General features: G+C 69.1%; 30 protein-coding genes and 1 tRNA gene. 12 read left to right on the top strand and 19 right to left on the bottom strand.

Features of this window, described 5'->3' with window-relative positions; all coding sequences use genetic code 11:
• Positions 1–369: 369 nt before the first annotated feature.
• Together RUMESO_RS18035 and glgP are read right to left on the bottom strand one after the other, a co-directional pair.
• Positions 370–717: a YigZ family protein gene (locus tag RUMESO_RS18035; RefSeq protein WP_037282076.1), complete on the bottom strand. Its 348-nt coding sequence runs from the start codon at positions 715–717 to the stop codon at positions 370–372.
• A gap of 117 nt (positions 718–834) precedes the next feature.
• A complete protein-coding gene (glgP, locus tag RUMESO_RS18030; RefSeq protein WP_037282075.1) occupies positions 835–2,667 on the bottom strand; it encodes an alpha-glucan family phosphorylase in 1,833 nt (610 codons plus the stop codon).
• Positions 2,668–3,096: 429 nt separating this feature from the next.
• Between glgP and speD the strand changes: the two genes are divergently transcribed.
• Positions 3,097–3,501, top strand: coding sequence for an adenosylmethionine decarboxylase (speD, locus tag RUMESO_RS18025; protein ID WP_281177580.1), 405 nt, complete (start codon positions 3,097–3,099; stop codon positions 3,499–3,501).
• On the opposite strand, the gene RUMESO_RS18020 is transcribed toward speD, so the two are convergent.
• The 7 genes from RUMESO_RS18020 to RUMESO_RS17995 all read right to left on the bottom strand — a co-directional run bounded on the left by RUMESO_RS18020 (position 3,494) and on the right by RUMESO_RS17995 (position 10,007).
• Positions 3,494–4,771: a polyamine aminopropyltransferase gene (locus tag RUMESO_RS18020; RefSeq protein WP_342670800.1), complete on the bottom strand. Its 1,278-nt coding sequence runs from the start codon at positions 4,769–4,771 to the stop codon at positions 3,494–3,496. The two genes, speD and RUMESO_RS18020, sit on opposite strands and share 8 nt — an antisense overlap.
• A gap of 270 nt (positions 4,772–5,041) precedes the next feature.
• Positions 5,042–5,260: a DUF350 domain-containing protein gene (locus RUMESO_RS26505; RefSeq protein ID WP_037282074.1), complete on the bottom strand. Its 219-nt coding sequence runs from the start codon at positions 5,258–5,260 to the stop codon at positions 5,042–5,044.
• 17 nt (positions 5,261–5,277) lie between these two features.
• Positions 5,278–5,436, bottom strand: coding sequence for a hypothetical protein (locus RUMESO_RS25860; protein ID WP_169791198.1), 159 nt, complete (start codon positions 5,434–5,436; stop codon positions 5,278–5,280).
• 10 nt (positions 5,437–5,446) lie between these two features.
• On the bottom strand, positions 5,447–6,697 hold the full coding sequence (locus RUMESO_RS18010; RefSeq protein ID WP_051521463.1) for a DUF4178 domain-containing protein: 1,251 nt from the start codon (positions 6,695–6,697) through the stop codon (positions 5,447–5,449).
• Positions 6,694–7,305, bottom strand: a complete 612-nt coding sequence (locus tag RUMESO_RS18005) for a DUF4178 domain-containing protein (protein ID WP_037282073.1) — start codon at positions 7,303–7,305, stop codon at positions 6,694–6,696. Before RUMESO_RS18005 ends, RUMESO_RS18010 begins: the two co-directional genes overlap by 4 nt.
• A gap of 603 nt (positions 7,306–7,908) precedes the next feature.
• A complete protein-coding gene (locus tag RUMESO_RS18000) occupies positions 7,909–9,267 on the bottom strand; it encodes a hypothetical protein (protein WP_037282071.1) in 1,359 nt (452 codons plus the stop codon).
• Positions 9,268–9,917: 650 nt separating this feature from the next.
• Positions 9,918–10,007: transfer RNA gene (locus RUMESO_RS17995), tRNA-Ser, on the bottom strand.
• Between the two features lie 1,118 nt (positions 10,008–11,125).
• Between RUMESO_RS17995 and RUMESO_RS17985 the strand changes: the two genes are divergently transcribed.
• The 3 genes from RUMESO_RS17985 to clpS all read left to right on the top strand — a co-directional run bounded on the left by RUMESO_RS17985 (position 11,126) and on the right by clpS (position 14,376).
• Positions 11,126–12,349, top strand: a complete 1,224-nt coding sequence (locus RUMESO_RS17985; RefSeq protein ID WP_037282067.1) for a putative DNA modification/repair radical SAM protein — start codon at positions 11,126–11,128, stop codon at positions 12,347–12,349.
• Between the two features lie 77 nt (positions 12,350–12,426).
• A complete protein-coding gene (locus RUMESO_RS17980) occupies positions 12,427–13,872 on the top strand; it encodes a UdgX family uracil-DNA binding protein (protein WP_037282080.1) in 1,446 nt (481 codons plus the stop codon).
• Between the two features lie 198 nt (positions 13,873–14,070).
• Positions 14,071–14,376 carry an ATP-dependent Clp protease adapter ClpS gene (gene clpS, locus RUMESO_RS17975; protein ID WP_037282066.1) on the top strand — a complete coding sequence of 102 codons (306 nt, stop codon included), beginning with the start codon at positions 14,071–14,073 and terminating at the stop codon, positions 14,374–14,376.
• An 81-nt stretch (positions 14,377–14,457) separates the two neighbouring features.
• On the opposite strand, the gene RUMESO_RS17970 is transcribed toward clpS, so the two are convergent.
• The gene (locus tag RUMESO_RS17970) at positions 14,458–15,357 is read right to left on the bottom strand and encodes an NADP-dependent oxidoreductase (RefSeq protein ID WP_037282064.1); all 900 of its coding nucleotides are present in this window, start codon (positions 15,355–15,357) and stop codon (positions 14,458–14,460) included.
• A 177-nt stretch (positions 15,358–15,534) separates the two neighbouring features.
• A complete protein-coding gene (gene ychF / locus RUMESO_RS17965; protein ID WP_037282062.1) occupies positions 15,535–16,632 on the bottom strand; it encodes a redox-regulated ATPase YchF in 1,098 nt (365 codons plus the stop codon).
• Positions 16,633–16,751: 119 nt separating this feature from the next.
• On the opposite strand from ychF, the gene RUMESO_RS17960 reads away from it, so the two are divergent.
• Positions 16,752–17,120, top strand: a complete 369-nt coding sequence (locus tag RUMESO_RS17960) for a VOC family protein (RefSeq protein ID WP_051521461.1) — start codon at positions 16,752–16,754, stop codon at positions 17,118–17,120.
• 3 nt (positions 17,121–17,123) lie between these two features.
• On the opposite strand, the gene RUMESO_RS17955 is transcribed toward RUMESO_RS17960, so the two are convergent.
• Complete coding sequence (locus RUMESO_RS17955; RefSeq protein WP_037282060.1) at positions 17,124–17,333, bottom strand: hypothetical protein; 210 nt, start codon at positions 17,331–17,333, stop codon at positions 17,124–17,126.
• A 326-nt stretch (positions 17,334–17,659) separates the two neighbouring features.
• On the opposite strand from RUMESO_RS17955, the gene RUMESO_RS17950 reads away from it, so the two are divergent.
• From RUMESO_RS17950 to RUMESO_RS17940, 3 genes are read left to right on the top strand one after another with little or no spacing between them, the layout of a single operon-like run.
• The gene (locus RUMESO_RS17950; RefSeq protein ID WP_051521460.1) at positions 17,660–18,112 is read left to right on the top strand and encodes a VOC family protein; all 453 of its coding nucleotides are present in this window, start codon (positions 17,660–17,662) and stop codon (positions 18,110–18,112) included.
• Positions 18,109–18,669, top strand: a complete 561-nt coding sequence (locus tag RUMESO_RS17945; RefSeq protein ID WP_037282059.1) for a deaminase — start codon at positions 18,109–18,111, stop codon at positions 18,667–18,669. Before RUMESO_RS17950 ends, RUMESO_RS17945 begins: the two co-directional genes overlap by 4 nt.
• A 10-nt stretch (positions 18,670–18,679) precedes the next feature.
• Positions 18,680–19,138: a VOC family protein gene (locus RUMESO_RS17940; protein ID WP_051521459.1), complete on the top strand. Its 459-nt coding sequence runs from the start codon at positions 18,680–18,682 to the stop codon at positions 19,136–19,138.
• A 374-nt stretch (positions 19,139–19,512) separates the two neighbouring features.
• Here the strand turns inward: RUMESO_RS17940 and RUMESO_RS27420 are convergent, their stop codons facing one another.
• Both RUMESO_RS27420 and RUMESO_RS27415 read right to left on the bottom strand, forming a co-directional pair.
• The gene (locus tag RUMESO_RS27420; RefSeq protein WP_245639325.1) at positions 19,513–19,755 is read right to left on the bottom strand and encodes an ester cyclase; all 243 of its coding nucleotides are present in this window, start codon (positions 19,753–19,755) and stop codon (positions 19,513–19,515) included.
• The gene (locus tag RUMESO_RS27415; RefSeq protein WP_245639326.1) at positions 19,719–19,895 is read right to left on the bottom strand and encodes a hypothetical protein; all 177 of its coding nucleotides are present in this window, start codon (positions 19,893–19,895) and stop codon (positions 19,719–19,721) included. Before RUMESO_RS27415 ends, RUMESO_RS27420 begins: the two co-directional genes overlap by 37 nt.
• A 246-nt stretch (positions 19,896–20,141) precedes the next feature.
• Between RUMESO_RS27415 and trpA the strand changes: the two genes are divergently transcribed.
• Positions 20,142–20,933, top strand: coding sequence for a tryptophan synthase subunit alpha (gene trpA / locus RUMESO_RS17930; RefSeq protein ID WP_037282058.1), 792 nt, complete (start codon positions 20,142–20,144; stop codon positions 20,931–20,933).
• A 37-nt stretch (positions 20,934–20,970) separates the two neighbouring features.
• Here the strand turns inward: trpA and RUMESO_RS17925 are convergent, their stop codons facing one another.
• Positions 20,971–21,393, bottom strand: coding sequence for an EAL domain-containing protein (locus tag RUMESO_RS17925; protein ID WP_037282057.1), 423 nt, complete (start codon positions 21,391–21,393; stop codon positions 20,971–20,973).
• 424 nt (positions 21,394–21,817) lie between these two features.
• Here RUMESO_RS17925 and RUMESO_RS17920 point away from each other — a divergent pair, with 424 nt between their 5' ends.
• Complete coding sequence (locus tag RUMESO_RS17920; RefSeq protein ID WP_037282056.1) at positions 21,818–22,795, top strand: tyrosine-type recombinase/integrase; 978 nt, start codon at positions 21,818–21,820, stop codon at positions 22,793–22,795.
• A gap of 67 nt (positions 22,796–22,862) precedes the next feature.
• Here RUMESO_RS17920 and RUMESO_RS17915 read toward each other — a convergent pair whose 3' ends face one another.
• A complete protein-coding gene (locus RUMESO_RS17915) occupies positions 22,863–23,432 on the bottom strand; it encodes an HNH endonuclease family protein (RefSeq protein WP_055725575.1) in 570 nt (189 codons plus the stop codon).
• Between the two features lie 448 nt (positions 23,433–23,880).
• Here RUMESO_RS17915 and RUMESO_RS17910 point away from each other — a divergent pair, with 448 nt between their 5' ends.
• On the top strand, positions 23,881–24,174 hold the full coding sequence (locus RUMESO_RS17910) for a hypothetical protein (protein ID WP_037282054.1): 294 nt from the start codon (positions 23,881–23,883) through the stop codon (positions 24,172–24,174).
• 336 nt (positions 24,175–24,510) lie between these two features.
• On the opposite strand, the gene RUMESO_RS17905 is transcribed toward RUMESO_RS17910, so the two are convergent.
• The 3 genes from RUMESO_RS17905 to RUMESO_RS25340 form a co-directional block, all read right to left on the bottom strand.
• On the bottom strand, positions 24,511–25,056 hold the full coding sequence (locus RUMESO_RS17905) for a hypothetical protein (RefSeq protein WP_037282053.1): 546 nt from the start codon (positions 25,054–25,056) through the stop codon (positions 24,511–24,513).
• Positions 25,053–25,475: a hypothetical protein gene (locus RUMESO_RS17900; protein ID WP_037282052.1), complete on the bottom strand. Its 423-nt coding sequence runs from the start codon at positions 25,473–25,475 to the stop codon at positions 25,053–25,055. The genes RUMESO_RS17905 and RUMESO_RS17900 overlap by 4 nt, the downstream gene beginning before the upstream one ends.
• Positions 25,476–25,763: 288 nt before the next feature.
• Positions 25,764–25,922 (bottom strand): hypothetical protein, encoded by a 159-nt coding sequence (locus tag RUMESO_RS25340; RefSeq protein WP_156363010.1) that lies wholly within the window; start codon positions 25,920–25,922, stop codon positions 25,764–25,766.
• A 52-nt stretch (positions 25,923–25,974) separates the two neighbouring features.
• Between RUMESO_RS25340 and RUMESO_RS28205 the strand changes: the two genes are divergently transcribed.
• On the top strand, positions 25,975–26,244 hold the full coding sequence (locus RUMESO_RS28205; protein WP_082484256.1) for a helix-turn-helix domain-containing protein: 270 nt from the start codon (positions 25,975–25,977) through the stop codon (positions 26,242–26,244).
• Positions 26,245–26,765: the final 521 nt, after the last annotated feature.

Raw genomic sequence — 26,765 nt, 5'->3', positions numbered from 1 at the left:
CAGCGCCGCAACCCCAAGCCCGCCGCGCCGCGCCAGCCGGCCACCTCCTGTCCCGGTCGGGTCGGCAGAGCCAGGTCACTGGCGACACGGGCGACGGTTCGACCGGATGCCGCACCGGTTCATCCACGAGCCAGGCACTCGCGTCGGAGATCTAGGCCTTCTGGAGCGCCGACATCGGGGCCGCCTCGACTCTCTACCCCCAGATCCAGGAAGCCGGGCAAACCGCACCACGAACTGACGTGGTGATGCCGGCCCATGTCCCTGCAGCGCAGGCGCAAGAACGACTTCACTTGGTGCGTGCTCTCGCCGCGCCTGGCCTCGGGGCGGTCTTCGAGCCGCCTCGCGATGACGAGAAGCTAGGGCCAGACCTCAGAGCGCGGCGAGGTAGACGCGTACCGCCTCCTGCACGTGCCGGAAACGGTCCCCGCCCAGGTTCTTTCCGCCGAACCAGCGCGTGACGACGACGATGTGGTCGCGCAGACCCTCGCGCTCTAGCATCCGCAGGATGACGAGGCCCGCGCCGGCCTCCCCGTCATCGTTCTTCAGCGCGCCCTCGCAGCAGAGGAGCGCCCACGAGTTGTGGGTGGCTTTCGCGAACTTCCTGTAGCGCCTGAGCTCCTTGATGAAAGCCCGCGCCTCCTCGTCCGACGTGCAGGGCCCGCCAGAAACCGCGTATCTCGAGCCACGATCGCTGATGATGTTCTCAAGCATGCGCATCGAGCGACCCGCTGGTGCATTGGCTGGCAGAGATTCGGAGAACGCACCAGGGCCGACCGGAGTCCTGAGACATCGGGCGCGCCCTGATCGCGACGCCGCCTCGCCCGAACCTCCGGCTCACCTCAGATAGGCCTCGCTGGCGTAACGGCGCATCATCTGCTGGCTGTTGAACACCGGTCCGATCCGGGCAATCGCCTGCTTCATCATCCGGATCCAGCCCTCCCGATCCTCATGGTACAGCGGCAGGATCGTCCGCTCGAGCTTGTCGTAGAGGAGCTGCGCATGTGCATCGGGGCCGCTCGCACCGCCTTCCTCCAGCTCAACCTGCGAAAGGAACCCCGGCCCCAGCTCCGCCGGCCCACTCTCCGCCGCTTCGGCGCGGCCCAGCCCTGCTCCGGAGGATACCGGCACTGCCGCGGCCAGTTTGTCCGGAGGGCTCGGCTCGTCCACCGCCCAACCGGTGACTCCCTCCTCGCAGCCCTCGATCCACCAGCCGTCGAGGACGCTGAAGTTCAGTACGCCATTGAGTGCCGCCTTCATGCCACTCGTGCCCGAAGCCTCAAGTGGCGGCAGGGGATTGTTGAGCCACACGTCGCAGCCGCCGACCAGATGGGCCGCCAAGCTCATGTCGTAGCCCGGAACGAACACGACCGGCACGGTCCCGCCCAAGGCGCGGGCATGCAGCGCGATCTGCCGGATGCCCTCCTTGCCTGCGGCGTCCTTCGGGTGCGCCTTGCCGGCCATCACCACCTGGAACGGGAACCGCTCCGCGATGGCCTTGAGTCGCCCGAGGTCGGAGAAGAGGAGGTCGGGCCGCTTGTAGCCGGTCATCCGTCGCGCGAAGCCCAGGAGAGGCAGGTCGGGGGCGAGCCGCCGTCCGGTCCGGGCCTCGACCTCCGCCAGGAGCCCTCCCTTGGCTTCCTGGTGCGCCGCCCAGAGGGCTTCCCCCTCGATCCGGTCGGCCCGGAGCAGGGTCTCGGGGTCGTGCCGCCAGCCCGGGATCAGCCCATCGAAGAGCCGCGCGATGGAAGGATGCGCCCACTGGCCCACGTGGACGCCGTTGGTGATGGCCCGAACCCGATAGCCTGGATAGAGCTGCCGCGCGGTCTCGGCGTGGCGGCGCGCGACGCCGTTCACGTAGCCGCTGAGGCTCAGGGCCAGGTGCGTCATGTTGAGGCGCTCGCCTCCCGAGAGGCGGCGCAACTGGTCCGCCTCGACCAGGTCTCCCAGGACGCGCTCGACGTCGGCGTAGTCGAAGCGGTCGTGTCCCGCCTCGACCGGCGTGTGGGTGGTGAACACGCAACGCGCGCGGACGGCATCGACATCATACAGCGCTTCGTCCGTGCTCCGTGGCCTTCGGTCGTCGCGGCGCCGGCGCACGAGGAGCGCCAGCGGCAGGAAGGCCGCGTGCCCCTCGTTGAGGTGGTAGGTCTCGATCTCGAAGCCCAAGGCGTGGAGCATCCGGTGGCCACCCAGGCCCAGGACCGCTTCCTGCTTGAGGCGGTCCAGCTCTCCGCCGCCGTAGAGGCGGTCGGTGATCGGACGGTCGAGGGGATCGTTCTGCTCGATGTCCGTATCGAGAAGGATGACGGGCACGCTGGTGCCGAGGGGCGAGGTCAGCTCGTAGAGCCATGGTCGGATCCAGACGAGGCGGCCCTCCAGCTCGATCGCGACCATGGCGCCCAGGGGCGTGGCCCAGTCGGCCGGGTCCCAGGGATCCGCGTGATCCACCTGCTGACCTTTCCTGTCGATCTCCTGGCGCAGGTAGCCTGCGCGGCTGGCCAGGGTCACGAACACCATGGGCAGCTCGAGGTCGGCCGCCGAGCGGGCCACGTCGCCCGCGAGGATGCCGAGCCCGCCCGAGTAGGTGTGCATCTCGGCGCGGAGGCCGATCTCCATGGTGAGGTAAGCGATGCGGGTGCGCTGGACGTAGGGTCGGATGCTCGGCACCGGGGCCTCCAGGGATGTGATGGGCTCGCTCCGTCCGGCCTAGCAGCTACGGAGCGGGTTGTCGTGGCATCTGAGCGGCGATCTCGACGGCGCACCCAGCTTCGTCATCGCAGAGCTCGATGCCCCCCAATCGGCGCTGCGGCCGATCTCCGTGTCGCGGACCGCACGAAGACCGGTCGAGGCGGGCTCTCGCGCCCATGGCCCGCGCGGCGGATTCCTCAGGCGGCGCCAGGTGAGCGACGACGAGGCACATCGGAGGGACGGCCGGCGCGAATGGCAGCGCGATCCAGGTCCGCCGTGCTGGGGAGGCAACGGCCAGGGCCTGTTGTTGATCTTCGCTGGCAGGGGCGCCAAGATGGCCCGTGCGGAGCCGGCCGGTCCGAAGGCGAAGGCTGCGGCCTCAAAGGATATGTCTTGTCGAGAAGTGTCATGCCCGAGGGCAACGTCCACTTCCAAACCACCCGCCCGCGCATGGATCAGACGCCTGCCTATCATCCCGGACGTCATCTCCTGGCCGATCTCTACGACGCCGTGCGCCTGACGGATGCGGCGGAAATCGAGGCCTCCCTCAAGGAGGCCGCCCAAGCCGCCGGCGCCACGATCCTCATGAGCCATCTCCACGTCTTCCAGTCCTCGGGCGGCGTGACTGGCATGGTGCTCCTGGCGGAATCGCACATCTCGATCCACACCTGGCCGGAGCATGGCTTCGCGGCGGTCGACGTCTTCATGTGCGGTGAGGCCAGGGCCGAAGCCGCCCTGGAGGTGATCCGGGCGGCGCTCGGCGCGGGACGCATGGTTGTGAGGCGGGAGGTCCGCGGGGCCGAGCTCACCTGAACCAGTAGTCCCAGCCCTCGTTGTAGTACGCCACGAGAGGGTGGTCGTGGAGCGTGTTGACCGCGGCTTCCATGTCGCCCTCGTCGGGTCCGAAGATCTGCGCTTTCTCCCACATGTCCTGGGACAGATAGCGCAGCCCTGGCGGCAGTTCGAGGCTGCGGCCGCCAAGCGGCTGGGGCGACGCCAGCGTGAAACCCCATTCACCAAAGCTCGGCAGGTAGACATGGTAGGGGATCACGCTCATCGTCTCGCCCGGCCGGATCGGGTTACGCATCGCCTGGAGCGTGTGAACGACCGACCAGTAGCCCTGCCGCGCGAAGAGCGGGGACCCCGACTGCACCACGATGACACCCTGCGCCGACACTCGGTCGGCCAGCATCGCATAGAACTCCTCGGTATAGAGCTTCGAGAGCGCGATGGACTTCGGGTCCGGAAGGTCGACGATGACGACGTCGAATGCCGCATCCGAGGTCTCGACGAATTTCCAGGCGTCGCCGTTTACGACGGTGAGGCGCGGGTCGTTCAGGGAACCGGCATTGAGCGCGGTCAGGTCCTCGCGCTCGGAGAAGAGGGTCGTGACCCGGGCATCGAGGTCCACGAGCGTCACCTGCTCGACGTCGCCGTGCCTGAGGACCTCCCGGGCCGCCATACCGTCCCCGCCGCCCAGGATCAGGACGTTTCCGTGCCGGGGTGCGAGCGCCATGGCGGGATGCACGAGGGATTCGTGGTAGCGATACTCGTCCAGCGTGTCGAACTGGATGGAGTAGTCGAGGAACAGGCGGGTCCGATCGCGAAAGCGCGTGACGGTGATGTGCTGGTAAGGCGAATCCTCGGTCAGGATCACGTCGTCCTCGAAGAGGTTGGCCTCGACCACGTCGACCATCCGCTCGGCCTGCACGAGCGCGACGACGGAGGCGACCAGAGCCACGGCCCAGACGATCCACATCGTCCGCGCGACCCGAGCCCGGAACATCGTCATCGAGAGGCCGGCGACCAGGAGGTTCAGGCATCCGAAGGCGAGGCTCGCGGACATGAGCCCCAGATGGGGAACGATCAGGAGCGGGAAGGCCACGGAGGCGACGAGGGCGCCCACGTAGTCGACCGAAAGGACGTTCTCGAAGCGGAACTCCGGGGCCCCGATGTCCTTCAGGACCCGCGCGATGAGCGGGATCTCCATGCCCGAGAGGGCGCCGATCAGGACGAGGCTTCCGTAGAGCGGCACGCCGATGGCCGAGAGCTCGGCGTAGGCGATGTAGATGACCGGGGCCAGGAAGCCGCCGACGATGCCTAGGGCGATCTGGGCCCAGATGAACCCCTGAGGCGCCCGAGACGAAGCGCGACAGCCATGCGCCGAGCCCCATCGCGGCGAGGAAGACCCCGATCACCAGCGAGAACTGCCGAACCGAGTCGCCGAGAAGGTAGCTCGAGAGCGTGGCGGCGATGAGTTCGTAGATGAGCCCGGCGATGGCCACGAGGAACGTGGCCGCCAGGAGCCAGGCTTCCCGCGCGCCGACGCGCGGGGAGGCCGCCGGTCGCGCCGTCATGACAGGATGACGGCGCCGATGATGATCGCGAGGGCGATGAAGACCGATCCGATCAGCACGGCGAGGGCCATGTTCTGGTCCTCCTCGATCTCCTTCACCACAGGGAAGGGCGCGAACCGGTTGATGAGCCACCAGAAGAAGCCCATCAGGGCCACGCCGATGAAGGTGTAAAGGATCGTGGCGACGATCTCGCCCAAGACGATCGATGCGAACATGATGCTCCTGCCCCTGCCTATTTGACATCCGAGTTGATGACGTTGCCCACGCTGCCCTGGCGCACGGATCGGTCGAGGTCGCCGCTCTCGCCGCCGACGCCGGCCCAGGCGAGATAGCCGGCCCCGCCGGAGAGGAGGAGGGCGCCGACCAGGAAGACGATGCGGAAGACGGTCATGCCGGGTCCCTCACGACTGATGGCGCCGGTAGGCCTGCCACCCGGCCACGGTCGCAAGGATCGCGCCGGCCAGGAACAGCCAGAAGGGACGGCGATGTCCGGCGGAGGCCGAGACCGTCACCGACGGGATCGGCCCACCCGGCGTGTCGCCCTCGCCAAGCCCCGCCTCGTCGACGGCGATCGCCAGGGTGTAGGCGCCAGCCGTTTCCGGACGGAAGGTCACGGTCGTGGACCGGTCGTTCTCGGTCCAGGACCCGTCCGAGTCGCGGCCCGTGTAATAGCCCACCTCGCGTCCGGCGATGAAGACCGGCTGGTCCTCGGGGTCGGTCAGGTCGAGCTCGATCCAGGCCCAACCGCTCTGGACCTGCCCCTCGAGGTCGATGCGCGTGAGGAGGCCGGGGCCATCGACGGGGATCTCGACCTCGGCGGGCAACTCGGCCGGCGTGAAGGTCGTCGCCGGCAAGATCGTGTGACTCATGCCCGAGAGGGCGAGGCCTCCGATCAGGCAAGCCGCCCCACAGAGGCCCGAGACCCATATCATGTAAGGGCCGTCATCCCCCGGGTCGTCGCGGGTGGTGCCGGGGCGGAGGTCGTCCGAGGCGTCCTTGACCCCGAACGCCTTGAGCGTCGGCCCATGAGGGAGGCGCTCGGAGGTCTCGACCTCCCGCTCGGTCGGCGTCTCGACGAAATGGACGCCCCGTGTGCCGCGCTTGAAGGAGACCGTCCGCGACGTGTCGCCCACGGCCGGGCGCCATGTGAACTCGCCCTCCACGAAGATGATCCGGCTGGCATAGGCCTCGTCGAAGTTGAAGCGTTCGCCCCCCACTGACACGGGAGCCGCCCGCTCCTCCGCCGCGGCGCGGGAGGGGTCGACCCAGGACGGGCTGACGGCCTTGCGGAAGCGCCGGGTCCAGGTCAGCTCGCCGTCCTCGAGCGTGAGCCAGGCGTAGCCGTGGGTCGGCGAGTAGAGGACGTGGTCGACCCAGCGCCAGGTGCCTTCGTCGTCGCGCTCCTCTTCCTCGAGGATGCCGATGACGCGGAAGGGGACCCCGCCCAGCTTGCCCTCCATCCCGATGGAAAGCGGGGTGAACGGTCGCTGCATGTTGGCGAAGCGCGCGAGGACCTTGTAGTTCTCGAGCGCGTCCAAGGCACTGCCGCAATAGCCGCAGACATGGGTCGTGACCCGGCCGCCGCCCAGGATCTCCAGGCCGGCGCCGCAGTTCGGGCAGTCGATCGAGCGGAGCTCGGGCTGGCGCGTCACGGCGAGACCTTCCTCACGTCGAAGGGGTCGACCCAGGCGCCCAGGCTCCAGGACTGCCCCCCGGGCCAGAACTCGCCCGACAGGAGCTCGCCGTCCTCGCCGGTGAGGTTCACGAAGCGGTAGGATTCGCCCACCTGGAGCACCTCGGGAAAGGAGCCCCGGATCGCCTCGCAGGTCGCGGTCTCGACCTCGGTCGCCATGAAGGTGCGCCCCTTGTAGACCATGCGGCCGCCCAGCTTGGGCTCGCCTGCGACGCGGAGGTCGGGGTCCTCCGGCAGGGGCCGCTGGACCACGACATCGCCCTCGTCGACCGAGATCCAGGCGCCGTCCTCCCCATTGTCCACGGCCCAGAACTCATCCCAGGTGCCACGGCCATAGCTGAAGCGAGCATGTCCCAGGATGCGCCAGGTCGCCCCGTCCATCGTCACCGTATCCTTGAGGCCGAAGAGCAGGGGCACCTCGTGCATGACGCCCCGCGAGCCCGCCAGACGCAGGCGGTCATTGTCGATCACGACGGACGTCCCGCAGAACTCGCAGTTCATCATCCGCGTGGAGTCCAGTTGGGGCCCGAAGCTCGCTCCGCAGTTGGGGCAGTGGTACTCGTGCACGAAGCGGCTCCCAAGCTTGCGATCGTCGTGGTCTCGAAACGAATACTAGACGGAGAGCAAGCCGCCGATGAAGACGGTCCGGTCCTGAATTGAGATGATCTTCGTATGGTGCGGCTCGATAAGCTGCCCGGTCGGGCCAGTCCAACCCGCTGGTCACGCCGGTCGGATGTCCCCTGCCCTCCGGACGCGTGAACTCCGTGGTGCTATCCGGAGAATCTATCTGACGGCCTAAGCCAGCCCTTGCCGTGACCGCAAGTCCGCCAGGGTCCGAAGGATGCGTGTGACGAGGATGCCCAACCTGAGCCTGAGGAGATGAGACGTCGACGGCCCGCTCTGGCCTTCCACATCAATGACTTACCTGATGCTGAGGCCAGTGGCGGTGCTGTCAGACGAATGCGAACTCGTCTCGGGTCTGGCAGAGTCACGCGATTTCAGCAGGTCCAAGGGCCCCGCAACTCGCCGAATACGGCGGCGTGGGACGGCCTGTCGACGTCCCGACTGGTGAGGCTCCGGTCCCCAGTCGAAGTGGTTGCGCACCGACGAATGGACGGCGGCGAACGTCCGCAGGTTCGGCTGGCATCGGCGCGGGCGTGGCCCGCCGGCTCAGGCCAGGTTCAGGACCGTGTCGGCGAACACGAACGCCTCGACCTGCCAGAACACGTCGGTGCCGTCGGGCGCGCCATCGCGCAGGTCCGCCACCACGACCTTGCCATTCGCCTGCTGCGTGAGACTGTAATCGCTCTGGTCGCCATCGAAGACGGCGGTGTCCTGGCCTGCGCCGCCAGTGAAGCGGTCGGGGCCGCTGCCGCCCTGGAACGTGTCGTCGCCCGAGCCCGCGGTGATGCCAACTCGCCGGAAGCTCAGGAGCTCGGTGCCATCGAACAGCGTCTGGTCGTAGCCGCCCGTGAAGTCGAAGGCGAGGTCGGTGGTGGCAGTGGAATAGTCCAGCACGGCGGTGTCGTAGCCCCAGCCGCCGTCCAGCACGACGGTGTTGTCGATGAGGCCGTTGCCTGTGAACGCCACCCGGTCGCCGCCGGCGCCGCCATGGGCCGTGATGGCGTTGCCGGTCACGATCGCGGTGCCGCCGACGCCCGGCACTGCGGACATCAATACGTCCAGCCTGTCCGCCCCTAAGCCACCTCTGAGCTCGACCACATTGTCCGTCACGGACGAGGTGCCGAACCGGGGCTCGGAAAAGATCGAGAACTCGAGGTGGTCGGCTCCGGCATCCCCTTGGGCCACCAAGGTGAGGTCGCTTATGGTGACGGCTCCGGAATTGGAAGCGAAGAGCGCAATCTGGAACTCGTCATGATCCAGACCCCCGGAGGCGAAGACGCTGTTGTCGGTGAGGGTGGCCGCCGCTCCGGGGTCGACGGCATTGGCAGCGACCTGAAGATCAAAGGAGTCCTGCCCCGCGCCTCCGGTGAGCGTGGCGGTGTCGCCGCTCACCGTGGCGCCAGGACGGCCAGCCTGGGCCTGCAGGAGATAGGACAGGTGATCGTTGCCCTCGCCCCCGGAGGCGACCGATGCGTTATCGCTGGTCAAGGCGCCGTGGACCGAGGGGGTCGATAAGGTCGAGGCGATGGACTGGACGATGATGGTGTCCTGTCCCCCCTCCCCCATGAGAGTGTGGCTGTTGCGGCTCGTCGTTCCAGGGCTGCCATCAGAGTCCGACCCGATCCTGGAGAAAAGGTCGTCGTCGCCCGCCCCCCCGGAGGCCACGGTGTTGTTGCCGTCGGCAAGGGCGCTGAAGTCCGCGCTGGCGATGGCATCGGTCGTGATGGCGATGTTGTCCTGACCTTCCCCGCCTGCAACGGCATGGCTGTTGCCGTTCGCCACGGCGTTCGCGCCAGCCTCCTGGGCGAAGGCGCGGATCAGGGAGTTGATCGCGTCGTTTGCCGCGCCTCCTGCGGCCGACTTGGTCAGGTTGCACTGGTTCTCGGTGGTCAGGTTGATGTCCATCGTCACGCTCCACGGCAGCGACATCGTCGAGAGAGGCTCAGGACGGACCTCTGGGATGGCCGGATAGCCATGACGCGCCCGCGCAGGTCCGGGCAGGCGGCCCCGTCAGGGTCGTCGGTCAGGCGGTGAACGGGTGCAGCTTGGCCCATGGCAGAGGGTCCTGGTGCCGCTTCTTGGGCGGGACCCAGAGACCAGTGGAGGTCTGCGTATATCGGGACGGGTGCGCAGATCGCGACGGGTGGCTAAGCCTGGCCCACGAGGAGACTATCATGCCTCTGGCCTTGCCTCAATGCAGGGCACAGGCGGCCCGTCCAAGCACGAGCCTGCAAGATCGCGAGGTCGTCGGTGCGTGGGGCGATTGGCAAGGGCGAGGACTCGGCGCGAGGAAGGGCCGCAGGAGCCCCGGAGGGGCGTTGCGCCCATGAGCCTTCGCGCCCCTGCCCTTCATCCAGAGTCCTTCAGCGGCCTTCCCGAGGCTTCGGACGAGAGCCTGTAAGGACAAGGACACGGTTCCGCTTCGGCCAGCCCTGTCGTGACCCGTATCCCGCTGCAACTTCAGGCCGCTCGTGCGACGAAAGTAGGTGAGGAAGGAACTCCCGATGCCACAGCTTTCGCTTCTGCATCGACGACTTACCTACAGACTAGGAAGGTGGCGGAGACGAAGGGATTCGAACCCTCGAGACGGTTTCCCGTCTGCACCCTTAGCAGGGGTGTGCCTTCGACCACTCGGCCACGTCTCCGGGGGCGTGTGTATGGGTCGGCCCCAAGGAAAACAAGGGCAATCTGCACCGCCGGGCCGAGGTCCGCCAGAGGCCTCCTTTCGGGGAATCTAGAGCCTTCCCTGCGAAGCGATGGGCACGCTCGTGCAGGAGCGGGGCGGTTTGCTCCTCGCCCGTTCCGCCAGCCTGCGTGCCAGCGGATGCCGTGCGGCGGTCCCGGCCGGACGAGCAAGCCACGGCTCAGGCCGAGCGAATCCAGCGCACCAACCGGGAACGGCAAGATGGAAGCCGATGGGGTGCGAGTCGGCTTGCGGCCGGCGGCACCCATTTCGCCTCGTCCATCACGCCGCATGGTCCCTCGACCGTTCCGTCCGCGTCAGCGGATGCGTCGAGCCCGTCACTTCACGAACCGCCACCAGTTGAAATGCCACTTCGCCAAGCAGGGCGTCACCTTCCATTCTCGAGACCTACCCGCGTGGAAGCGGATGAAGCTGGGCAGCCAGGACGCGGTTCTCTCCCTGCCCGGTTCGCGCAACGACCTAGGAATCCGCCTCGTCGGCAAGACAAAGGCCCCGCGCCTCGACCGGGCCGAGGTCCGCTCCACCAACGCGCTCGTCCCGAGGCCGCATTCCATGGGCGACCCATGCTCATCCGCCCTGCTCCGGCTCTCAACGCGGTCGATGACTCCATCCTCCTCGTCACCTGCCCCGACCTCCCTGAGGATCCACTCTTCGGTGGGGCTGAGGAGGAGGCGGTTGAGAGGGGGCGGGAGGCCCGGGTGATCGCAATGGCCGACTCCCTCATACATTCCGGGGACGATCCCTCCCCGAGCGAGGGACCGAACGCCGTTCCTTCGGGTCCCCCATCCGCGATCAAGGTGCAGCTCATGAGGGCTCTGGACGAGGCTGGCGGGACCCGGGCAGAACAGGTCCGCCGTCTTGGCGGACGTCGTTCGCAGGTGCGCCGCCTCGTCGGCCCGGGCCTTGTGACGTGGCCGGATCAGAGGCCGCCCCGGCTCCGAGGCGGCGCGTCGCGGCTCACGTCGAGGCCGCGTGGCCGGGCACGATGGGGGCGTAGTAACCGATGGGGCTTGCTCGACGCCATTGCCGGAGGCCCCTTGGAACATTACATGAACAACCATGACCCTGACCCTGCAAGATAAGCTTGCGATCCTCTCCGACGCGGCCCGTTACGACGCCTCCTGCGCCTCCTCGGGGACGGAGCGGCGCGACTCGCGCGACGGCAAGGGACTCGGCTCCACCGACGGCAACGGCATCTGCCACGCCTACACGCCGGACGGGCGCTGCGTGTCGCTGCTCAAGATCCTGATGACCAACTTCTGCGTCTTCGACTGCGCCTACTGCGTGAACCGCGTGTCGTCGAACGTCCGCCGCGCCCGCTTCTCGCCCGAGGAGGTCGTGAGCCTCACGATCGAGTTCTACCGCCGCAACTACATTGAGGGGTTGTTCCTCTCCTCCGGCATCATCAAGTCGCCGGACGACACGATGCGCGACATGGTCCGCATCGTCCGAACGCTGCGCGAGGAGCACGGCTTCCGCGGCTACATCCACCTCAAGACGATCCCCGGCGCCTCGCCGGAGCTGATCGAGGAGGCCGGCCTCCACGCCGACCGCATCTCCGTCAACATCGAGCTTCCGACCGAGGTCAGCCTCGCCCGGTTCGCGCCCGAGAAGGACGCGGGCGCGATCCGCAAGCACATGGGCGACATCCGCCTGCGGCGCGAGGCCGCCGAGGACACGACCCTCAAGGGCACCCAACCGAAGAAGTTCGTCCCCGCCGGTCAGTCCACCCAGATGATCGTCGGCGCCGACGCGACCAACGACTCCACGATCCTCAAGCAGAGCGCCCGCCTCTACGGCTCCTACGGCCTGAAGCGCGTCTACTACTCCGCCTTCTCGCCCATCCCGGACTCGACCGCCAAGCTCCCCCTCGTGAAGCCCCCTCTCCTTCGCGAGCATCGCCTCTACCAGGCCGACTGGCTCATGCGTTTCTACGAGTTCTCGGCCGAGGAGATCGCAAAGGATGGCAACCTCGACCTCGCGATCGACCCCAAGCTCGCCTGGGCGCTCCAGAACCGCGAGGCATTCCCGGTCAAGGTCCAGCGCGCCACGCGCGAGATGCTGCTGCGCGTCCCCGGCTTCGGCACCAAGACCGTGGACCGCATCCTGCAGACCCGTCCCCACCGGACGCTCCGCTACGACGACCTCCTCCGCATGGGCGCCTCGCTCAAGAAGGCCCAGCCCTTCATCGAGCTGGCCGACTGGACGCCCGGCGCCCTTCTCGACACCGCCGACCTCCGGGCGAAATTCGCGCCCGAGCCGGAGCAACTGAGCCTCTTCTGACACGGGGCGGACCCCGCCCCCCTCCTCCGCGTTAGCTCTCGATTGCGACTCAGGATCGCGAACAATACATGAACCTCATGCCCCATGTGACGCTCCCGAAGGTCGGCACGGCCGAGGCCTGGCGCGAGGCCGCGCGGGCCTGCCTCTCCGCGCGCATCCCGCCCGAGGCCATCGCCTGGAGCCGCGGCCCCGGCGAGGCCGTCCTCTGGGCCGAGGACGAGCCGCCCCCCGCCCCCAAGGTCGGCGCGATCCGCGTCCCCGAAAGCTTCGTCCACCTCGCCTCCCAGGTCGTCTGGCACAAGGACCCGGAGCGGTTCGCCCGCCTCTACGCCGTCCTCTGGCGCCTGCGGACCGAGCGCGAGCTGATGCAGGACGCCGCCGACCGCGACCTCGTGGCGCTCCGCCAGATGGAGCGGGCGGTGCATCGCGACATCCACAAGACCAAGGCCTTCGTCCGCTTCCGCGAGGTCGGTGAGAAGGCCGCGCCCCGCCGCCGCTTCGCCGCCTGGTTCGAGCCCTCGCACTTCACGCTCGAGCCCGCCGCCCCCTTCTTCGCCCGCCGTTTCGCCGACATGGACTGGCTCATCGCCACGCCCGACCTCGTCGCGCGCTTCACCGACGGGACGCTGACCTTCGAGGAGGGCGTCGAGAAGCCCTACCTCCCCGAGGACGCGCAGGAGGAGCTCTGGCTCACCTACTTCCGCAACATCTTCAACCCGGCGCGCGTCAAGCCCGACCGGATGCTCGCCGAGATGCCCAAGAAGTATTGGAAGAACCTGCCCGAGACCGCCGCCATCCCCGACCTCCTCGCCAACGCCGAGACGCGCGTCCGCGAGATGGCCGAGGCCGCGCCGACCCGCGCGCCTTTCTACGCCAAGGCCATCGCGAGCCGCCCCCCGCCGCCCAGGGCCCCCATCGCCTCCCCCGGCCTGATCTCGGCGCTCAAGGAGGAGGACACCTGCACCCGCTGCCCGCTCTTCGCCAACGCCACCCAGGCCGTCCCCGGCGAGGGCCCCCTCGACGCGCGACTGATGATGGTGGGCGAGCAGCCGGGCGACCAGGAGGACCTCGCGGGCCGCCCCTTCGTCGGCCCTGCCGGTCAGCTCTTCGACACGCTCCTGCGCGACGCCGGGATCGACCGCTCCAAGGTCTTCCTCACCAACGCCGTCAAGCACTTCAAGTACACGATCAAGGGCGTCCGCCGCATCCACCAGAGCCCCAACGGAGGCGAGATCGCCGCCTGCAAATGGTGGCTCGCCCAAGAATTGTCCCTCGTGAAGCCCAAGCTGGTGGTGGCCCTCGGCGCCTCCGCCGCCGAAAGCCTCACCGGCACCCGCGACGGCATCCTCAAGCGGCGCGGCACCCTGGAGGAAGGTCCCGACGGCCTCCCCGTCTTCCTGACCGTCCACCCGAGCTTCCTCCTGCGCCTCCCCGACCCCGTCGCCAAGGAGATGGAGACCGAGAAGTTCCGCCAGGACCTCATCGCCGCCAAGGAGCACCTGGAGAGGCTCCTCGCCGCCTGAGGGCCTACCGCCGCCGATGGCGGGGGCTCGCCCCCGGCCAGGGAGCGGCCGCAGGCTGCGCGCTCCTGCGCGGGCTTCCGCCCCATCCGCCGGTCCCGCCCGGTCGAGGCGCCCCCTGCCCCGCCCGAACTTTTCCGCTACATTGGGAGGAGCCCCCGTCCCGACGACCCTGTCCTCGTCCCCCGGACCCCTGCGCCCATGCCCGACATCGTCCTTCTCCCCAAGCCCCAGGCCAAGGCCAAGACCGAGCGGCCGAAGCTCTACAAGGTCATCCTCCTCAACGACGACTACACGCCGCGCGACTTCGTGGTGAAGGTCCTGAAATCCGTCTTCCGCATGACCGAGGGCGAGGCGCTGGGCGTCATGCTCACCGCGCACCGCAAGGGCGCCTGCGTCGTCGCCGTCTTCACCCGCGAGGTGGCCGAGCAGAAGGCCCGGCAGGCCACCGACATGGGCGGCCAGCACGGCTATCCCCTCGCCTTCACCACCGAGAAGGAACAGTGACGCGGGCGCCCGGGCGCCGCCGGACCACGACGCACGATCCCCCGCGCCAGGGCCCGCGCAGCCCGGGAGGGTCGCGGCGCCTCACACCTCGATCAGGATCTTCCCCTGCGGACCCCGCCCCAGAATCCGGTGCGCCTCCGCCAGCTCCGCCAGCGGAAACACCCGGGCGACCGGCAGCACGAGCTCCCCGCGCCCGGCCGCGTCCGCCACGGCCTGCAGCATCGCCGGATCGTCCTTGGCCATGATGTTTTCGACCCGGACCCGGCCCCCGGCCTTGGCCTCCTCCGGCACCTGCACCGAGCTCGCCACCAGCCCGCCGTCGCGCACCCGGGCCACGACCCGACCCGCGACCGGGGCCGCCGCGCTCACCGCGAGGTCGAACTCCGGCGCGCCCGCCGCCCCGATGTCCAGCGCCTCGCCCGCCACCTCGCGCCCCTCGTCCAGCCGCTCGGCGCGGACGCCCGCGACCGGCACCGCCCCCAGCTCCCTGAGATACTGCACCGCCGCGCGCCCGACGCCGCCCAGCGCGCCCGAGACCAGCACCCGCTGCCCGGCCCTCACGCCGCCCAGCCGGTCCACGAGCTGCCGCCCCGTGAGCCCCACCAGCGGCAGCGCCGCCCCCAACCGGAAGTCCGCGCCCTCCGGCAGATGCGCGAGTCCCGCGAGGGGCGCGACCACCTTCTCGGCGTAGGTCCCGTGCCCCTTCAGCGGCGCGTGCACCGCCACCCGGTCGCCCACGTTGTAGCCGGTCACGCCCTTGCCCACCGCCTCGACGGTGCCGCTCGCGTCGATCCCCAGGATCGCGGGCATCTCCAGTTGCAGCTTCTTGAACCCGCCCTGCCGCACGAAGGCGTCCACCGGGTTCAGGCCGGCAAAGGCGACCCGCACCAGCACCTCGCCCGGCCCCTGCACGGGATCGGGCGCCTCCTCGAGACGGAACTGGTCCACGTCGCCGTAACTCTGCAGGCGGACGGCTTTCATCGGGGGTCCTCCGGTCATTTCTGACCGGAAGGTCGGTCCCGCCCGCCCCGAGTCAAACGCCGGGCGAGCAGGGCGATGGTGCGCCCGCGCACGAGAGATGCCGGCGTTGCAGCCGCCGCGCCTCACGTCGCGTCGTTCGGCCCTGGAAACGATCCCCCGGATCGTTTCCCACGGGCCTCAGGTATTGAACAGGAAGTGCATCACGTCGCCGTCCTTGACGACATACCCCTTGCCCTCGAGCCGCAGCTTGCCCGCGTCCCGCGCGCCGCCCTCGCCGCCCAGCGACACGTAGTCGTCGTAGGCGATCGTCTCCGCCCGGATGAACCCCTTCTCGAAGTCCCCGTGGATCACCCCCGCCGCCTGCGGCGCGAGCGTGCCGGCCGAGATCGTCCAGGCCCGCGCCTCCTTGGGCCCCACGGTGAAATACGTCTGCAGGTGCAAGAGCTCGTAGCCCGCCCGGATCAGCCGATCCAGACCGGCCTCCTCCAGCCCCATCGTCTCGAGGAACTCCGTCTGCTCCTCGGGCGGAAGCTGCGCGATCTCCTCCTCGATCCGGGCCGAGATCACGACATGGCTGTTCCCCTCGGCCTTCGCCATCTCCGCCACGCGCGCCGAGAACTCGTTGCCCGAGGCCGCGTCCTCCTCGTTCACGTTGCAGACGTAGAGCACCGGCTTCGCGGTCAGGAGCTGCAGCATCCGCCACGCCCGCAGCTCATCACCCGAGACCTCCACGGTCCGCGCGGGCCGGCCCTCGGACAGCGCCACCTGCGCACGCTTCAGCAGCCCTTCCTGCTCCAGCGCCTCCTTGTCCCCGCCCTTCACCTTCCGCGCGAGGTTCTGCAGCCGCCGCTCGACCGATTCGAGGTCGGCCAGCATCAGCTCCGTCTCGATGGTCTGCGCGTCCGCGACCGGATCGACCCGCCCCTCGACGTGCGTGATGTCCCCGTCCTCGAAGCAGCGCAGCACATGGGCGATGGCGTCCGTCTCGCGGATGTTGGCGAGGAACTGGTTCCCGAGCCCCTCCCCCTTGGACGCGCCCTTCACCAGCCCCGCGATGTCCACGAAGGTCATGCGCGTCGGGATGATCTGCCGGCTCTTGGCCAGGTCCGCGAGCGTCTCCAGCCGCGAGTCCGGCACCGCGACCTCGCCCACGTTGGGCTCGATGGTGCAGAAGGGAAAGTTGGCGGCCTGCGCCGCCGCCGTCCGCGTCAATGCGTTGAACAGGGTGGACTTGCCGACGTTGGGCAGCCCCACGATTCCCATGCGAAAGCCCATCGATCCCTCCGTGGCGAAAACGCCGCGCTTCTAGGGCGACCTTCAGGCCACCGCAAGCAAGGCTTGAGAACAAAGCAAGAACATGATAGGAAGAAGAGGCCCAGAGAAAGGAATCGGTCATGACCATTCCCCTGCATCTGTTCCCGGGCCCGCATCAGGACGCGCAGCGCGCCTACGCCCTGATCTTCCATCCTGCGGCCACCCGACGCGACCCCGGCACCTGCCTCTACGCCGCGCTCCGCACCTGGAAGGGATGGCGACCCCTGCCCGACCCGTGCCGGGCCGACCTGTCGCTCGGCGGCGACGTCGCCGTCACCATGTCCGACCCCGCCGAGGGACGCCGCGTCTTCGACGCCCTCGCCGAGGGCGGGGAGGTCGAGCGCCCCTACGAGCCCAGCGCCTGGTCCCCCGGCTTCGGCCGTCTCACCGACCGCTGGGGCACGCACTGGAGCGTGGACGCCATGCCCCCGCCGCGCGGCGGGGCCTGACGGTTAGGCGTCGCGCCCAAAGCGCCGGGCACGCCGATCCTCGTGGCCCTGGTAGATGACGATCCAGGCCAGGAGGATGAAGATCGGGTGTCCCAGCCCGCCCGAGAAGATGATCGCGGGCAGCCAGAACAGGAACACCACGATGGCAAGGAACGGCCGCCCCGCGAACAGGATCGACAGCGGCGGCAGGAGAAGGGCGACCACATAGTTCATGCCCCTCATGTGGGGACCCCGGCCCCCCATGCAAGACCAGGCGAGCCATGATTTCGGAGGAGACCCCATGCGCCCCAAGCCCAAGGAACGCCGCCGACCCCGCGCCCATCGCCGCCGCCCGGGACGCTCGGCCGGGGTGCGCCGCGCCGCGCGGACCTTCCGCCTCCGCCCTTGGGAGCGAACGGCCCCGCTGCGGGCGCCGCTCCCGTGGCGTGGCGCGGAAAATGTCACGCCTCGGCCATTCCGCGCCGGCCCCCTTACGATCCCGCTTCTGAACAAAACGTGAACATGATAACCTCTCCCGACGTCAACCGGAGGAATCAGCCATGCAACCCGTCCCCTACCTCTTCTTCCAGGGCAACACCGCCGAGGCGCTCCGTGCCTATGCCCGCGTCTTCGGCTCGCCCGAGCCGCAGATCATGCTCATGGGCTCCCTGCCCGAGGAGCAGCGCATGGGCGCGCGTCCCGAGGCCGTGATGCACGGCGCGGTCCAAGTGGACCAGGGCTGGATCTACGGCGCCGACGACCAGGACGCCTCCGAGGCCGGGAAGGGCGCGGGCTGCGTCGCCGTCACCCAGAAGACCGCCGAGGAGAGCCGCCGCATCTTCGATGCCCTCGCCGAAGGCGGCCAGGTCATCCTGCCGATCTCGCAGACCTTCTGGAGCCCGGCCTTCGGGATGCTCACCGACCGTTTCGGCACCCGCTGGATGATCGACACCCAGGGCGCGCAGATGCCCGAAGGAACCTCGGCCGCCCCCGCCGAATCGACCGCGGCGTGAGCCTCCCCGCCCGCCTCCTCGACGTGATCGAGGGCGACATCCTCCCCCTCACGCGGGAGGGGGTCGCCCGGGGCAACAAGGTCTTCGGCGCGGCCGTGCTGCGCCGGGACGAACTCTCCCTCGTCCTCGCCGAGACCAACAACGAGACCGAGTGCCCGCTCTGGCACGGCGAGGTCCACTGCCTCAAGCGCCTGCATGAGAAGCGCCTCGCCGACCCCGCCAACCAGGTCTTCCTCTCGACGCACGAGCCCTGCTCCATGTGCGCCTCGGCCCTCGCCTGGGCGGGCTTCGACACGATCTGGTTCCTGTTCTCCCACGAGGATTCGCGCGACGCCTTCGCCATCCCCCACGACCTTCGCATCCTCCAAGAGGTGTTCGGCGGCCACTACCACCGCCGCAACGCCTTCTGGACCGCGACCCCCATCCGCGACCTGATCGCCCAGGATCCCGACCGCGCGGCGCTCCAGGACCAGGACGCCCGCATCCGCGCCGCCTACGACGACCTCTCCCGCGCCTACCAGTCCGGCAAGTCCGGCAACGCCATCCCGCTCAACTGAGGAGCCGCCCATGGCCACGATGCCATACCTCCATTTCCAAGGCCGCTGCGCCGAGGCCTTGGCCTTCTACGCCGAGGTCCTCGGCGGCACCGACCTCGCGCTCATGCGCTACGCCGAGAGCCCGGACGCCCGGCCCGAGTGGAAGGACGCGCCCCATGTCATGCACGGCCAGGTGCGCCTCGGGGACGGCGTCCTCATGGCCTCCGACTTCCCGCCGGGGATGGAGGGCGACCCCCAGAAGGCCGTCTCGATCATGCAGACCTTCCCGGACCCGGATTCCACCCGCGCCGCCTTCGACCGCCTGAGGGAGGGCGGCGACGTGATCCAGCCCTTCGGCCCGACCTTCTTCTCGCGCGGTTTCGGGATGCTGCGCGACCGCTTCGGCACCCACTGGATCCTCTCCGCCGAGCCCGAGGGCGGCACCATGTCCCGCGACGAGGTCGAGGAGCCCGAGGCGCACCCGACCTGATCGGTCCTGGCAGACCCCGGAAAGCGCGAAGACCTCGCAGTCCCCCTCCGGGTCTTCAGCCTCACCCGCGCGAGGCCGCCAAGGCGAGGTTCAAGCGACGTTGGACCGGGAGGGGCTCGCCTCTGGCCCTGGTCTCACCGGGTGGCGGCCCGGCGGGATCCCTGCGCCCCAGGGGTCCGCCCGCCACTGGCCAGCCCGAGGCATGGCCGCCCCCGCATCCGGCCCGACTCTTGCAGCAGGCCGGACGGGGCGGATCGGCCCCTCCCTCCGGTCCGCCCGCCCCGGCCCGCCGCGTCCGCGCGTGGTGGGCCGGGTGCCTTTCCCAGCCGATGGCGGGGCACGGATCGTATCTCGGTCCGGCCGCGAGGGTCGCCTCAGTTGGGAGGCGATCGCCGCCGTGTGATGACTGACCAGACCTCCGCGATGCGCCCCTCGTGAAACGAGTGGAACACGTTCTCCGCGAAACGGACCCTTCGGCCATCGACCGGCAGCCCGAACAGCAGGCCGACGGGAGTGCAGTCGAACGACAGGCGGATGGCGACACGGGGCGGGTCCAGCATCCGAAGCTCGATGTCGAACCTCAGGTCCGGGATCGACCGGACATCCTCCTCCAGCACCCGTCGATAGCCGTCCAGATGCCCCGTTCGCCGTTGTGGCCGACATCGTCCCGAACGAAGTCGCCCAGGCTCGGCCAGTCCTGGCGATCGAGGCAAGCGATGCAGTCCCGATAGGTCGCGGCCAGGTCGTCCCGGGTCATCGGCCCCTCCTGCAGGCGTCACGGCGCATCGCCCCTGAGGATGGCCGTTCGACGGCACACGTCGGTGGGACGACCGGATCGCGCCCGTCCCGCTCCCGCCGACGCCCGCGACGGCCTGGTCGCCGCGCCTGCCGGCTCCCGGCGCGATGGCCGCGCGCGGACGATCCAACCGGGACCAGGCAGGCGGCCCCACCTTGCATTTCCGCCGCCCCTGTCGCATCCCCTGCGCCGACACGGGGGACCACCATGACACGCATCGACGACACCTTCGCACGGCTGAAGGCCGAGGGCCGCAAGGCCTTCGTGGCCTATGTCATGGCCGGCGACCCCGAATTCGACACCTCGCGCGAGATCGTGCTGGGCCTGCCCGCCGCCGGGGTGGACATCATCGAGCTGGGCCTTCCCTTCACCGATCCCATGGCCGACGGTCCGACGATCCAGCTCGCCGGACAGCGCGCCCTGTCCAAGGGCCAGACCCTGGACAAGACGCTCCAGATCGCCCGCGACCTGCGGGACACCGGCGACCAGACCCCCATCGTGCTGATGGGCTACTACAACCCCATCTTCTCGCGCGGCGTGGAGACCTTCCTGCGGCAGGCCAAGGAGGCCGGCATCGACGGCCTCATCGTCGTGGACCTGCCCCCGGAGGAGGACGCGGAGCTCTGCCTCCCCGCCCAGGCCGCCGGCCTCAACTTCATCCGCCTCGCCACGCCCACGACCGACGACCGCCGCCTGCCCAAGGTGCTGCAGAACACGTCGGGCTTCGTCTACTACGTCTCGATCACCGGCATCACCGGCGCCGCCGCCGCGCAGGCCGGCGACGTGGGCCCCGAGGTCGCGCGCATCAAGGCCGCGACCGACCTCCCCGTGATCGTGGGCTTCGGCATCCGCACGCCCGAGACCGCCCGCGCCATCGCCCAGGTGGCGGACGGCGCCGTCGTGGGTTCGGCCATCGTCTCCGAGATCGCCCAGGGCCGCAGCCCCTCCGAGGTCCTGGCCTTCGTGCGGTCCCTCGCCGAAGGCGCCCACGCGGCCTGAGCCGGCCCGCCATCCCCGGCGGGGGCCGTTCGCCGGGTCAAGCCACCCGAGCCACCCCACGACGCCGCACCCGCCGCCATCCCTCCTCGCCCTGGCAGCGTCGGCCCCGGGCCGCGCCGCACCGGGTCTCCCGCGCCGGGCCATCACCCGGCCGCCCGGCCTCCACCTTCAGACCGTCGCGCGACGCCGCACGGCCTTCGCCGCCCGCGCCGCCTCCTCGCCCAGGAGCGCTGCGATCCCCTCGGCCGGCTGCGGCCGCCCAAGCAGGTAGCCCTGCCCCAGCGCGCAGCTTCCGCTCCGTCAGGAAATCGAGCTCCTCGTCGCGCTCGATCCCCTCGGCCGTCACCTGCAGCCCCAGCGAGTCGGCCAGCGCCAGCACGCCTGCCACGATCTTGCCCTTGTGCGGCAGCTCGTCGACCCGCGCGATGAAGCTCCGGTCGATCTTCAGGCTGTCGATCAACCTCTCTTAATATTTTGATATATATAAGAAAAATGATATATATTCCGCGACCTTACCATCATTGATACCATCAGGTCGCGCCAACTCATGGCACTCGACCTCTACTGTAGGGGTCAGGGCCTTCATAGACTCTGAAACTGACTCGCTGACCGCATCGCTCCGGCCGTTAACCCTTCATTAACCATCGTCGTGCTTGACTGCCTCCACCCAACACATCGGAGAGGGGTGACATGACGGACCCAGAAGCACTGACCGAAGCCATGAACCGCATAAAGGGCCTAGAACGAGCCTTGGCGGAGTACGCACAACGCTATGGGTTCTCAGATCAGGCTAGGGCCTTATTCTGCCAAGGCGGGATCAGCCGGGACAAGAAAGCGGATCCGCACCGGTCGCAGTCGGCCTGAAGCAACGGAGCGCCTTCGCTATGCAGACAAGCCAGTTCCGCCGCGAGAACGACCGCCTTGCCACGGTGATTGAGATGCTGACCCTGCCCGAGGCCGACCGGCTGGCGCTGGCGGCGGAGTACCGGGTCCGCTCGGAGGCGGCGTTCGCGCCCGCCACCAAACGGGTGCTCCGGCAGGTCGTGGCGTCCTTTCAGGAGTGGTGCCGCGAGCAGGGCCACCCGGAGGAACCCCCGATCTCGCCCTCGGTGGTGGCGGCCTACGTGGACAGCCTCTCGGGGCGCATCCGGGCGTCCACCATCGAGACCCGGCTCTGGGCCATCGCCGAGATGCACAAGAGTCGCTTTCTGCCCTCGCCCTGCCAGCACGAGCTGGTCAAGCTGGCTATCAAGGCCGTCAAGCGCCAGCATGGCTCAGCCACACGCCAAGCCGCCCCCTTGGGCAAGCGCGAGATCCGCCGGGCGCTCCAGCGCCTGGGCAACAGCCGGCGCGACCTGCGCGACCGCGCGCTCCTCCTGGTGGCCTCGGACACGTGGTGCCGCAGCGCCGAGCTGGTGGCCTTCCGCGTCCGGGACGTTCTGCCCCAGGCGGACGGCTCGGGCCTCCTGTTCATCGCCCGCTCCAAGACCGACACGGACGGGCGAGGCGCCTATGCCTACCTCTCTCCGCAGGGGCTTGCGGCGGCGCGCCAGTGGGCCGAGGTGGCGGGGCTCGCGGGGGACGATCCGCTGTTCACGAGTTCGATCCCGCGCGACCCCAAGCGTCCGCTCGATCCGGCCACGGTGTCGCGCATCTTCAAGCAGCGCACGGGGCGTCGGGACGTCTCTGCCCACAGCACGCGCGTGGGCGGCGTGCACGACGCCTTGCAGGTCGGCTGCGACCTCGCTTCCATCATGATAGCGGGCCGCTGGACCTCGGCCGAGATGCCGGCTCAGTACGGGCGCATGGTGCTGCCGGCCTTGGGCGCGGCCGCCCAGGTCTGCGCGGCCTGGGGCGAGTGAGCGGGGCAGGCGAAGGGCCTCGGGGCGCCTCACAGCTTCGGGGTTCGCGGTGGTGCGCTCTCGGCGGTCAGTCCTGCGCGCAGGCTCGCAGGATGTTGCCCACCGTCACGCGCTCGCGCTCGTCCATGCTCAGCGACCAGCGCACCTTCACCGCCACCCAGTCGGCCACATAGCGGCAGCGGTAGCTCACTTCGGGCGGAAGCCAGTCCTCCGGGCCCTGGTCGCCCTTGGAGCGGTTGGCCGAGGCGCTCACGGCGATGAGAGTGCGCCCATCTTGGAGGTCATTGGCGTAGGCCGCCCGGCGCTCCATGTCCCAGTCCCGCCCACCCGAGCGGAACGCCTCCGCGAGCGGCACCATGTGATCGACGTCAAGCGCGCGGGGATCCCGGACAGTCTGCCCCGTGTAGGCGTCGCGCCAGAGACCGGAGACCACGTCACACCGCTGCGTGTCCCAGCGCACCGGCACCTCGCTCTCGGCCGCGAGCACCTCTTGGCGGGCATCCTGGCAGTCGCGGTCCGTGTCCAGCCAGTGCGGCCAATCCTCTCGGTCAAAGCCGAGAGGGCGCTCCGCCTCGACCGGAATGCGCTCCAGAAGCACCAGAGCTTGGGCTGCGTCGCCTGCGTCGCCACCAAGCACAGGAGGCAAGGGTCCGCCCGGCCATTCATTGGCACTAGGCAGCGTCAGACCAAGTTCTTCAAGGAGGGCCGCGAGTGGTTCCTCGGCGGCGTGTACGAGCCCTGCCCACGGTTCCGGCAGGCGTCCCCGCCGCTCCAGGGCGACCGCGCCCAGCGCGAGAAGGAGGGCGACAACCAGCAGAAGCGTTGGACGCCCTCGCCGGCCGGATCTTGCAACACGTCGGATCAGCGGGCGGCTGGGGCTACGTCGAGCCATATGCTCCTCAATGCTCGGGGGCTCGTCTTAGCGACCAGATTGGCGCAAGGCTATACGTTCAATTGCGGACAGAGCGCCCCCCCCCCGCCGCGCATGAGCCACATAAAACCTCACGCCGCGTCACAATGCCCCGTAGGGAGCCTGCGGGCCGTCGGTTAGGGCCTGCCGGTCCTTCGGTCCTGCGGTGAGATCCATGACAAGTGCCCTCTACCTCCACAATCCGGCGAGCGAGGCTCACATCGAGGACCTGCTGGATCGCCTGACCGGGCAGATCGCGCAGGCGCCGCAGGGCGCCGGCCAGCAGCGCGTCCCGGTGGCCGACCTGGTCGAGGTGGTTCGCGCCATGGACCGGGGCGATCTCACGCCCAAGCAGGCGCTAAAGGTCTTCGCTCACCACTCGGTCCCGGGCTTCAGCTTCGGTCGCTGGCTGGTCGAGATGGTGGACGAGGGCGTCTACCTCGAGGACATCTATAACGAGGCGGCCTGACAGGGCAGCGTCTCTCCAAGCCCGAGGGCGCTTGTGTTGACTGCGCCCCCAACGCCCGCTGCCGCCGAGACGCTCCGCAGCCGAGTTCACGTCCACTTGGTAGGTCAGGGCCCGATTGGACATAATTCGGCCACAGTGTGTTTCTATAAGAACGCCGCCGACTAGTTTGGCCAGGCTCATGCGGAGCAACAACCTGTCGAGCAGGGCTCCGCCACAAGAAGCTGTAAAGACGGTTCACTCGTGCCTGATACAAGCGAACAGGCCCCCGGTAAGGAGGGCCTGTTGCGCTGTGACTCCAGACTGTTGCGGCGGGCGGCAGAGGCCCGACGCGAATGGCTACTGTGCCCGCGCCCGCTTGGCTGCGCGGTGGGCGTCGAGCTTGGCGAGGCTCTCCGCTTGGATGACCTCCGCCGGGATGCTCGGGTCGGCGAAGCGCTCGATGGCCTGCAGCATGATGCCCTGCTCGGTTTCGTCCATGCCGTTGAACAGCGCGAGCATCTCCCGATCCTGCATCAGCCTCGTGCGCTGCTCGTCGGCCGTGGTGCCCGCCGGGCCGCCGTCAAAGAACCAGCCGAGGTGCGCCCGCAGGTCGTTCTCCCGGAACCATGCCATCAGCTCGGGGGTGAGCATGACCCCGCCCTGGAGGTCCTCCTCGTCATAGACGATGGGCGGCGGGGGAAGGCTCAGCCAGTCGGCAGCGGCCAGGAGGCGCCCGTCGAAGGTGGACAGGTCGGGACCGGCCGGGATCGGGGCGGCGACGGGGAAGAGGTCCTCCACCACGTCGAAGAGGGGAACGCCCCCGGCGGAGACGGCGACAGGGATGGCGGTCAACACGGCGGCACCTTTCAGCAGGGCACGGCGGCAGGTGTGGGTCGCGGTCATTGGGCGATCCCCCGCAGGCCCTCGAGGATCAGGTCGAGGAAGGGGACGGGCACGTCGTCCACGGTCGGGTAATCGTAGGCGCAGGGCGGGCCGGCGTCATAGTCGGCTTTGATGAACTCAATCTGCGCGGCAAGACCCTCGGGCGACGTAGCGACCGTGTCTTGGATGAGCTCGCGCAGATGGTTCATCTCGGCGTTCCAGTGGAGGCAGGCGAGGGTGTCGAAGTTGCCGCCGCCGGGCTCGTCTGAAGCCGCGAGCCACTGCTCCAGCGCCGCCTTGAAGTCCCGGACATAGCCGGGCAGCGGGTCGGGCGTGGCGACAGCGCCGGCCAAGGCGGGCAGCGGAGCCGTGAGCGTCACGGGCATGACGAGGGCCGGGGCCGCCCGCAGGAGCGAGCGGCGGGACAGGTGGGCAGTCATGAGGGGGTCTCCCTTGGTTGGTGTTGGTGGGGGCGGCCTCAGGTCAGGTCGCCCGGTCGAGAAGGGTCAGTGGGCGCGGACCTCGATCGCGTGGATCTCGGCGCGCAGGGCCGAGAGGCGGGCCAGCCCGGCGGGGCCGAGGCGGTCGGTGTTCTCCATGCGCTCGATCTCAGCCCGGATGAAGACGACGGGACGGGCGGCGTGGACGGCGGGGGCGGTGACTTGGGCGGCGGCTTCGGCGACGACGAGGTGCCCGTGCTTCTCGGCCAGCTTGGCCTCCTTCCAGCCCTAGGCCAGCAGGCGACGGGCCTCAGTCACGAGGTCCTTCGCGCCGGGCGCGTAGCAGGACACGACATGCGCAGCCTGGTCCCAGGCGGCGGTCAGCGCGAAGCGGCGCAGGGCCCGGAGCTGGGCGGCGGTGCGGGTGGTCTTCGCGGTGGTAACCATTGCAAGAAGCCTTCCTGTTCTTTAATACTGAAAGTATTGCTCCAGAGGGCTCATGTCAATACTTTTAGTATCAGTTGAGCAGGTGAAAGCTGCTCGCGCGCTCCTTCGCTGGTCACAGGAGGACCTCGCCGCCGCGTCGTCGGTGTCGCTCCCGACAATCAAAAGGCTAGAGGCCGAGACGGGTCCGATAGGTGGACGAGCCTCGACAGCACAGGCTCTCCGCAAGGCGCTTGAGGACGCCGGCGTCGAGTTCATCGCTGAGAACGGCGGCGGGGCGGGGGTCCGCCTGCGCGAGCCCCGAGGCGGCCAGGACGTCGGCTGATTAGCATGGTCCGAAAGGCGCGGCTTACTTCTTCGGCGGCGTCTTTTGTGTTTCCTGGGCCAGCTTCATCGCAACGTCGAACGCATCCTCTGCGCTTCTGCTGCGGGGCGAGCGCATCGTCCGAAGCTCTGCCCATGCATTGAGCCCGTCCACCAGCTCGCTTTCCCGGCAGCCATCCTGAGGCGGTCTCCAAGGAGCCGGGAGGCCACCAGCTGCAGGGCGCCCCTGACGGCGAAATGTTTGGCATGGTGGACCTGCGAAGCGTGCTCGTCTCCAGGAGCCGGCTCGCGCTCAGCTGCGAAAACGTCGAGGGCCGCGGCAAGTTCGGACTGCAGCAGCCCCCGTCCCCTGAGCGCATGTAGCTCGTCCTCTGCCTCCATGTAGGCCCGCGCGTGATGCCAGACATCGTAAGGGCGTTGTTGCACAACCCTGTGGCGGGTGCTCGCGTAGGGACCCGTGGCGCCTATCTGGGCACTCATGAGCAAGCCGTCTCCCGCCCGCTATCGCACGACGAACTGGCC

This window comes from Rubellimicrobium mesophilum DSM 19309 (genome assembly GCF_000600335.2).
Lineage (GTDB): Bacteria > Pseudomonadota > Alphaproteobacteria > Rhodobacterales > Rhodobacteraceae > Rubellimicrobium > Rubellimicrobium mesophilum.
The sequence above is the reverse complement of the archived record's forward strand: the minus strand, read 5'-3'. Positions and strand labels throughout refer to the sequence as shown.